Below are 8,779 nucleotides of genomic sequence, written 5' to 3'. Positions count from 1 at the left end.
GCTGGGCACTCTTCCATGCAGGACTTGTCCATGACGTCGACGCAGGCGTCGGTGATGACGTACGGCACGCGCTTGTCGCCCTTCACACGATCGTGCAGAATGCGAGACGGTGTATCTCAATGTGAAATTGGATGATGGCGGCGTCAGGTCGGGGTGTCAACCGTGTGACGGATGCTTGACACCGTCGAGCTCACCGGGGGAGGCTAATGCGACATACGAGACGGCGTCTCACGGAATGCCGCTCGGGTCGGGACTTGTGAGAGGCAAACTCCCCATGGGAAGCAATCCCCGGACCGCACCAGCAACGATGATCGTCGAAGACTGGGACCAGCTCACCTTCCGGATCAACCGCGAGGCGTACCGGAGCCCGGAACTGTTCGCCAGGGAACGCGGCTGGGTGTGGATGCACACCTGGCTCTACCTCGGGCACGAGACCGAGATCCCCAACCCCAACGACTTCAAGGTCCGCACTCTGGGCGGTCGACCGCTGATCTTCTGCCGGGACACCACCGGCGAGGTGCACGCGTTCCTCAACTCATGCCCGCACCGCGGCACCGTGCTGTGCCGCGAGAACGAGGGCTCGACCAGGCTCTTCCAGTGCTTCTACCACGCCTGGACGTTCCGCAACAACGGTGAGGTCGCCGCCATCCCGGACGCCGGCGCGTACGAGTCGAGCGACGAGTTCCGGGCCTCCATGGGACTGCGCGGCGTGCCGCGCCTGGAGATCCACGAGGGGTTCGTCTTCGTCTCCTTCGACCCCGACGTCCCGCCGCTGCTCGAACACCTCGGCGACGCCGCCGACTACCTGACGATGATCGAGCAGCAGCACGTCGGCGGCATGACCACACTGCCCGGCACGCAGCTCTACAGCGTGCGCGGCAACTGGAAGCTCGCCGTCGAGAACGCGATGGACGGCTACCACTTCGCACCGACCCACAACACGTTCGTGGGCTACCTGCGGGAGAGCGGTTACGCCGTCACCGACGACAACCAGTACGCGTACAACCTCGGCAACGGCCACGGTCTGCTGGTCCTGACCGGGCACGGCGGGCGGATCAGCATGATCTGGGAACCGCGCTTCGGCGAGGCCGAACGGGTCCGCACCGAAGCCCACCGGGCCGAGATGACCCAGCGGCTGGGGGAGAAGCGGGCGCACCACGTGGCCGACGAGAGCCACATCCTGTTCGTGTTCCCGAACCTGCTGCTGTTCGACATCGAGGGCCTGTCGATCCGCCAACTGGAGCCGGTGGCCCCCGACCAGACCGATGTGCGCGCCTGGCAACTGGTCCCTCGCGCCGAGGACCCGGAGACGCGCGCCCTGCGCATGAAGACGGTCGTCAGCTTCGTCGGCCCGGGCGGCCTCGCCACACCGGACGACATCGAGGCGTACGAGGCAGTTCAACGCGGCATCCAGGCCACGGCGGGCACCGGGATCCCCGAGCTGGACTTCAGTGACATGTCGCGTGGCATGGTCGACGAGGTCAAGGGAGCGCAGGGCCGGTCGGTCGACGAAGGCGCGATGCGCGGCTTCTGGCGGCACTGGATCGACGCCATAGGGTTCGACGACGGCATCGAGATCCACGGCGAGCGTCCGGCTTCCTTCCCGGTGGGGAGGGACGTGCGATGACGACGATCGGCAACCGCAGCTCCGTGTGGTGTGCGGGACGCACCGTCAATCGGCAGGACGTGGAGGACTTCCTCTACGCCGAGGCCGACATCCTCGACCGCTGGGACTACGACGGCTGGCTCGCCCTCTTCGAACCCGGCGCCCGCTTCGAGATCCCGACCACCGACTACCGGCCCGGCTGGTCGCCGCACGAGAACGGATCGTTCGTCGACGATGACTGGGACCTGCTCCGCGCCCGGGTCAAGCGCCTGAAGTCCCGCAAGGCGCATGCCGAGAACCCGCACTCACGCACCCACCGGCTGGTGTCCAACGTGCGGCTCTCCGAGGACACCGAGGACTCTTTCAAGGTGGCCGCCTCCTTCGTGGTGCACCGCGCCCGCGACGGCCACTTCGACGCCTACGTCGGGTGGTACGACCACCTCCTGGTGCCCACCGAGGACGGGCTCCGCTTCCGGTTGCGGCGTTCCGTCCTCGGTCACGAGTCGCTCGCGGCGGGCGCCCGACTCAGCTTCATACTCTGACCGGCGACGGACGGTGACCCGATGATCAGACACACCTTGTCCTTCCGTTTCGCCGAGGGGACCGACCGGAAGACGCGCGAGTCCGTGCTGGGCGAACTGCGCACCTTCCCGAACCGGTACCCGGCCATGCGCGGCTTCGTCCTCGGCGAGAACATCAGCACCCGCGACCAGACCTTCACCCACACCATGGCCGTCGACTTCGACAGCCAGGACGACCTGCTCGCCTATCTCGGCAGCGAGTCGCACGAACACTTCGTGCGCACTCGCTGGCGGCCGGTCATCGCCCAACAGGCCATCACCTCGATCGAGTTCGCCGAGTGGGCGCCGCTCACGGTAGGAAGGAGACCGTCGGTGAGCACCCGCCCGCACGGCCCGTACGGCATGGAGTACGCCCGGATCGAGGTTCCGGACATGCAGGCCACAATCGACTTCCTCGAATACCACGTCGGTCTGCAACTGGAGCAGCGCACGGACGACCACGCCTACCTGCGCGCCGACATCGAGCACCACGCGATCGAGTTGATCCACGCGCCCGAACGCGCCGACGGATGGACGACCGCCGTCGGCTACAGCGTGGAGAGCGAGGAGGTCCTGGAGCAACTGCACAAGGCCGTTCTCGACGCCGGTCTTGAGGTCCTGGAACTGCAGGAGCGGCAGAAGGCGCTGTGCGACAACGGCTTCGCGGTGAAGGACCCCAACGGCCTGGTCGTCGAGCTGTTCACCGAGTTCCAGGAGTACGCCGAGCCGCCCCACATCGAGATCCGGCCGCTCGACCTGGTGCACCCCTTCATCGCCACCCCGAAGTTCGAGGAGACGCTGGACTTCTATCAGAACGTCCTGAAGTTCCTGCCCTCGGACCACGTCGTCGGCTCGACCACGTTCTACCGCTGCGAGGACCGCTACCACCACAGCCTCGCGGTGCAGAAGAACACGGAGCACTATGTCGCGCACCTGTGCTTCGCGATGAAGAGCCTCGACCATGTCATGCGGATGCGTGCCCGCGCGCTGTACAAGGGTGCCCCGATCGCCTCCGACATCGTCAACCACTCGGCATCGACGTCGATCGCCTTCTACATGCACGACACCCGCTTCGGCCCGCGATACGAGCTGTGCGACCGGCACCGGGTGTTCACACCGGAGGAGCACGAGACTCACCGGCCCCGCAGAATGCCGGCCGACCCGCGCAACATCGACGTGTGGCGTCCGGCCTCCGACGACTGGGGACGCTTTTGAGACAGCAGTTGCTGGACGTCCTGCGGCTGCTCGACACGACCCCCGCGCCACGAGGTCAGGAACGGACGGCGACCCATCGGTTGCGCAGTCGCTGCGCGGCCCGGTGGCCGCACATCGAGTGGCAGGTGCAGGAGTACGGTCGCGAAGGCGGCAGTCTGGTCGCCACACATGGGGCCGGCCCACTGCTGTACTCCCACCTCGACACGTCGCTGAACCACGACGGCGCGGGCATCCGGCTCATCACCGGCGACGCCGCGCCGGTCGGTCCGCTCGGCGTGGCCGACGACGTGGTGACCGGCTTCGGGCTCGGGGTCGCCCGCGGGCCGGTGGCCGCCGCGCTGGTCGCCTTCGCCGAAGCGGGTGCCGGACGGCTGCTGCTCGCCGGCTCCGGGACACACCGCCGCGCCGGCGGGATCACCGGCCTGGAGGCATATATCGACGCGTACCCGCTGCCGCGGTCCGCGATCGTGGCCAAGTGCGGCCCTCCCACGCTGTTGTGGCACGAGCCCGGGGCGCTCTACCTGACCGTCCGGGTCACCGGCCGCTCCGGGGCCGCGATGGCGGCGGAGTCGGCCACGCCGCCCGGGGGAGTTGTCGCCTCGGCCGGCGTCATCCTGGACGAGCTGGCCCGCTGGCGCACGGCGTACCTGGCCGCCGACCCGCGGCTCGGGCAGACCGGCCGGGCCTGTGGCATCGGTGCGATCGATAGCGGCTGGCCGGACAAGCCGGACCTCCTGCCGGCCCAGATGCGGATCGGTCTGTACGTCGTAGTGGGTGACCAGGTGGAGCCGAAGGCGCTGGCGGCCGAGCTGGCCGACCGGTTGCGGATGCGGTGCGCGGAGTCGGTGCTGCGGAACTGCGCGGTCGATGTGGAGGCCGAGCCAGTGGCGTCGGCTGCGGCCACGCCGACCGACGCCCCGGTGGTGACGGCAGCCTGGGCGGCCTGGCTCGACGAGTTCGGCTCGCCGCCGCCGACCGTCACCGGCTGGACGGGATCGACCGACGGCGTCGTGCTGCGCGCCTGTGGCGTCGAGACCGTGCGCCTCGGCCCGCAGACGAAGCCGGCCGCCGATGATCCGCGTTGCGATGAACTGTCGCTGGCGCAGCTGACCGCCTATGCGCGCATCTATCGGCGGCTGTTGACAGAACTGGCGTAGCCCGGAGATTCTGGCGCGGGCGGCGGTTGCCGACGAACCGTGCGGGCAGCTCGTCGACAGCGCGGACCACCCGCCACACCGGGAAGTCGACGGGACCCGGCGCACGGAGACGATGGGCACGCCGGGAGGGTCCCGCGGGAACGGCGCCGGCCGCTGACGTCCAGGGAGGTGTGGGCCCATCCGAAGAGAAAGACCTCGCCAACCGGGCGATCTCGAACAAGGCGGCGACCGGTATCCGCCGAGCCATGGGGCTCGTGCACGGTACCCGCCGGGTGATCGTCACCATGACCCGCACCGCCAAGGGCGGCACCCCGAAGAGTGTGCCGGAGCGCGACCTGCCGCTCACCGGGAAAGGGCTGCGTGGACCGGATCGTCACCGACTCGGTGTCCTCGACGGCACCGGTGGCGGTTTGGTCCTCGTCGAGACCGCCTCCGGCGTCACCGCCCCGGGAGACCGGCGAGGCCGGCCGCGAAGGTGCTCGTCCCCGGCGGACATGCCCCCCGTGAAGCGTAGCGACCCCGTCCGTACACCGGTCGGAGGGCACGGCGGCTCTGTCGGGTGCGCGCCCCGGACGACCTCACCGCCTCTGTGGTGAAGGCCCGTCTGGATCGCGCCCCGGCGGTTCGGCGCTCCTCGCCGGAGCGTCGGCGAGAGGGCGCCGACCGCAGAGACGTCAACGGGGATTGCCCACCCAGGTCGCAACCGGCGGGGCGGTCGAGTCGGGCTACGCGGGTCGGTTCCATGAGACCCTCCGCAGACCCCGCGGCGAGGGAGATCAACCCGGACCGTCGTCACCGCGATCACGCCCGTCCTAGGGCTGGTTGTCTCCACGATGCCCGTGCCCGGGAGGCACTGCACGCTGAGCGCGCCCGGGCCGTACCGACGGTGAGCCGACGTCACGGACTGACGTGCTCTCCGCTGCCCGGCGGCACTACTTCCCCACCCTCGGCGCTCGTCGCGGAGAGAGTGCCCGAGGGGCGCCGATGCCGGATCCGGCGCGTGGGTGTCACGGCCGAGTTCATACCGTTCGATGACTTTGCCTCAGTGCCTGACCGGCCGGCAGTCCGTCTTGCCGACGACGAGAATGACCGACCGTCACCGAGAGGGCACGACGTCACACTCCCCACTCGTCGTTCACGGTGACGGCGTCGGCGATGCGGAATCGGCCACCGGCCAGCGGTGGTCCGGTGGGCTCACCCATTTCCACGACGTGCTTGCCGAACCTGGGTGTCAGCGGGCGGCCGACATCACGCTTGAGCCACAGACGCAGCAGGTGCCGGCGGCGTTCCGGCTGCGGGTGGTCGACGTAGCCGGTACGCGAGTGCAACGCGGCGTAGTTGAGCAGCCACTGCACATCCCCGGGCTGGAAGTCCATGTCGATCGGCAGGCCGTGGTGCTGGGAGATCTCGTCGAAGAGGTTGATGGCCTCGACCTGGTCGGGTGTCAGCTTTGGGACGTCGGGGTACTGCTGGGCGCTGAAGACCATCGAGCTGCCCGCGTAGGTGCTGAAAACGCCGTCGACGTAGCTGATGATCGGCGAGGTGTATGTCAACTCCGGGGAGTCGGGGTCCTGGCGCCGCCAATTCCAGTGATAGGAGTCGAAGAGCCGCGGGGCGAGGTCCGGTCGGCGGATCAGCAACTCGTTGTAGACCGTGGTGCCGCTGACCAGGCTGGAGGCTCCGCCCTCCTTGGCACCTCGCAGACACATGAGGGCGACGACGTCGGAGCTGTCCGAGTGGAACGGCAGTCGGTCCCGCACACGGGAGGGCAGGGCGCCCTCGTCGGACAACGTCTTGTCCGACGTGGCGATCACGTGGTCGAGCAGGTCGCCGCGCTGGTTCTGCCTGATCGGCCGACCGAGGTGCAGGCCCATGACGAAGAAGATGGCCGCGGCCATGACGTCGCCGTATTCCTTGGTGCGCAGGCCACGCACCAGGACGAAGCCCCGGCCGGTGTCCATCTGGCGGGCGCACTCGTCGTTCAGGGCACGACAGGCGTCGAACGGGTAGTCGGCGGCGGTGACGGTGCGCAGGTCTGGGTCGTCGGCGACGAAGCGCCGGCCCAGGTCTTCCAGCTCGGCGCGCTCGGCGTCGCTGAGGACGTAGATCCACTCCGTGGACTTGGACAGCTCGTCGCCGCGCCAGGCGGACGGCCCGGAGATCGGCTCACGGCCGACAATGGAGGTCACGCTGATGCACTCCTCGAAGATGTGATGACAGGCCCGTCGGCGAAGACACGACGGACGACGTTTCGGTGTGCGGTGGCTGCTCATCGCGCGGCGACGAACGGCACTCAGAAAACTCAGAGGACTCAGAACGGAGTCTGTGGCTCGCCGGCAGCCGTTCCGGGGCGCAGTCCCTCCCGGGGCGGGGAGTAGCTGAGCTGTCGGTCGAAGGTCCGGCGGCCGGCGCACGACACGAGCAAGGCGCCCGTGAGAGCGACTGGCCTCATGCTGGTCCCGTCCTTTTGAGAAGTGTCCCCACGGTAGGGGGAGGCCCGAGCGCTCGTCAATATACGAGACGCCATCTTGCAAAGCGGCTTTTTGAGTGAACGTGGCATCCTCGCCGTACGCGGCTCGGCGGCCGGGCGCTGCGGCAGAACGTCGGCGCGCACATGGGGCCGGGCCGACCGGTACCCGCGCGGCAGGTGGCCGAGTGCGACGAGACGGCCGTGGCCGGGTGGAGGGGGCGATCTGGGTCGAGGCGAAAGAGCCCGGGCGGCGTCGACGGCACCAAGCCGCGGCCATTCCAAGTGAATGGACCACCGGTCACGGACTTACATCATGTGACGACCAATCAGCTTGCAACCCTCAGAAAAAGACGGACTTCTGGCCGGTGGGGTGAGCGAACCGCAAGGGGAGCGTCGGCCCACAGTCGGGTCAACGAACCGACGGTAGCGTCCGAGTGGCCAACTCGCTTTTCGATCCAGCGATATGTCAGTCCGTCAGGCCTCTTCGGTCGAGGCGCGGACGATGAGCTCAGGAGGGAACCGCTCGACCCGCTCGGTCCGTTCCCGGCTGGGCGCCTGAAGGAGCGTCAGTGCGCGCTGATCCATGGCTGACAGCGGGTGGCGGATGGACGTGATGGGCGGGTCGAGGAGCTTGATCATCTCGGTGTCATCGAACCCGGTGACGGCAATCTGCCGGGGTACGGCGACCGACGAGCGGTGCAGCGTGCTCACGAGCCCCACGGCAAGGACGTCCGCTCCGCAGACGACCGCGTCGACCCGGTCGCGCTGCTCGATGATGCGACGCCCCGCCGTCCGTCCGGCGTCCGTGGTGAAACTGGGCAGGAGGATGGTGGTGGCTTCAGGCCCTTGAGCCTCGACGAAGGCCGCCAGCCGTTCGGCACCCGAGGAGGACGCCTGATCGGCGACGAGCGCGATCCGTCGCCTCCCTATGCCCTCCAGGTGATCGAGGAGGAGCCGCACCGCGGACGCGTTGTCGAGCGTGACGGCGACCGTACCAGATCCCTTGGCCCACCGGTCGAAGAGGACCACCGGACCCCGTCTGGAGGCATCGCGGATAGCGGGTCCGGACTCGTTGACGGACACCGGGATGACGAGCAGACCGTCCACCCGGCCGGCGAGCAGGGTGTCGATCTGCTCGGCCTCGACCGCGGTGTCGTTCGCCGCGTCGGAGATGACGAGCGTTCCGCCAGCGGCACGCACCTGTTGCGCGATGGCATCGGCGAGTTGGACGAAGTAGGGGTTGGCGAGCGTGGGGGACCACCACGCCGATGGTCCCGGTGGCGCCGGTCCGCAGCGCCCGGGCGGAGTGGTTGGGCTGGTAGCCGAGCCGGTGCGCGGGCGTTGTCACGTTGTTGGGTGCGTGGGTGCCTGATGGCGCGTCGGGGCGTGGTGGGCCCGCGGTGCGGGCCTGCGCTCAGGCCATGGTGGGCAGGCTGGCGACTCCGGTGATCTGCTCCCAGATCGTGAAGCGGACGGTCATCTCGGCTCTGTAGTCGGTGGCGGTGAGCAGGTGGCGTCGGGGTCGGAAGTGGGGTGAAATGCCGCTGAACGCGGACAGGAACCGTTGGGCACCACCGACGCTGCGGAAGCCTTTCATGGCGCGTTCGCGTTGCCTGGTGGGCTGGTGGCTGTTCTCGGCCCGGTTGTTCAGGCCTTTGTGGGAGCGGTGCTCGACCGAGGGCATGACCTCGCGGTGGGCCGCGCCGTAGGAGCGAAGCTTGTCGGTAACGAGCACCCTCGGCACTGTGCCGGTCTTCTTCAGGAGTTTGCG

7 protein-coding genes and 1 pseudogene are annotated in these 8,779 nt (G+C 68.7%); 5 read left to right on the top strand and 3 right to left on the bottom strand.

The window, feature by feature from the left end; genetic code table 11:
• Positions 1-274 precede the first annotated feature (274 nt).
• From AB0915_RS36625 to AB0915_RS36605, 5 genes and pseudogenes are all read left to right on the top strand, one after another.
• Entirely contained in the window at positions 275-1,627 is a 1,353-nt protein-coding gene (locus AB0915_RS36625) for an aromatic ring-hydroxylating dioxygenase subunit alpha (RefSeq protein ID WP_366695362.1), read from the top strand.
• Entirely contained in the window at positions 1,624-2,148 is a 525-nt protein-coding gene (locus AB0915_RS36620; protein ID WP_366695360.1) for an aromatic-ring-hydroxylating dioxygenase subunit beta, read from the top strand. The genes AB0915_RS36625 and AB0915_RS36620 overlap by 4 nt, the downstream gene beginning before the upstream one ends.
• A 21-nt stretch (positions 2,149-2,169) precedes the next feature.
• On the top strand, positions 2,170-3,381 hold the full coding sequence (locus tag AB0915_RS36615) for a Dabb family protein (protein WP_366695358.1): 1,212 nt from the start codon (positions 2,170-2,172) through the stop codon (positions 3,379-3,381).
• A complete protein-coding gene (locus AB0915_RS36610) occupies positions 3,378-4,538 on the top strand; it encodes a hypothetical protein (RefSeq protein WP_366695356.1) in 1,161 nt (386 codons plus the stop codon). Before AB0915_RS36615 ends, AB0915_RS36610 begins: the two co-directional genes overlap by 4 nt.
• A 191-nt stretch (positions 4,539-4,729) precedes the next feature.
• Positions 4,730-4,981: pseudogene (locus AB0915_RS36605) on the top strand (succinyl-CoA--3-ketoacid-CoA transferase); the annotation flags it as partial.
• Positions 4,982-5,653: 672 nt separating this feature from the next.
• Here AB0915_RS36605 and AB0915_RS36600 read toward each other — a convergent pair.
• The 3 genes from AB0915_RS36600 to AB0915_RS36590 all read right to left on the bottom strand — a co-directional run.
• On the bottom strand, positions 5,654-6,727 hold the full coding sequence (locus AB0915_RS36600; RefSeq protein ID WP_366695354.1) for a TauD/TfdA family dioxygenase: 1,074 nt from the start codon (positions 6,725-6,727) through the stop codon (positions 5,654-5,656).
• A 755-nt stretch (positions 6,728-7,482) separates the two neighbouring features.
• A complete protein-coding gene (locus AB0915_RS36595) occupies positions 7,483-8,208 on the bottom strand; it encodes a substrate-binding domain-containing protein (protein ID WP_366695352.1) in 726 nt (241 codons plus the stop codon).
• Between the two features lie 214 nt (positions 8,209-8,422).
• Positions 8,423-8,779, bottom strand: a 357-nt coding sequence (locus AB0915_RS36590; RefSeq protein ID WP_366695350.1) for a DDE-type integrase/transposase/recombinase, incomplete at its 5' end; no start/stop codon positions are given.

It is taken from the genome of Streptomyces sp. NPDC048411, from assembly GCF_040704695.1.
Lineage (GTDB): Bacteria > Actinomycetota > Actinomycetes > Streptomycetales > Streptomycetaceae > Streptomyces.
The sequence above is the reverse complement of the archived record's forward strand: the minus strand, read 5'-3'. Positions and strand labels throughout refer to the sequence as shown.

Bases quoted from the DNA above. Each gene is read 5' to 3' on its own strand.
- AB0915_RS36625 (WP_366695362.1), top strand. From the start codon at position 275: ATGGGAAGCAATCCCCGGACCGCACCAGCAACGATGATCGTCGAAGAC.
- AB0915_RS36620 (WP_366695360.1), top strand. From the start codon at position 1,624: ATGACGACGATCGGCAACCGCAGCTCCGTGTGGTGTGCGGGACGCACC.
- AB0915_RS36615 (WP_366695358.1), top strand. From the start codon at position 2,170: ATGATCAGACACACCTTGTCCTTCCGTTTCGCCGAGGGGACCGACCGG.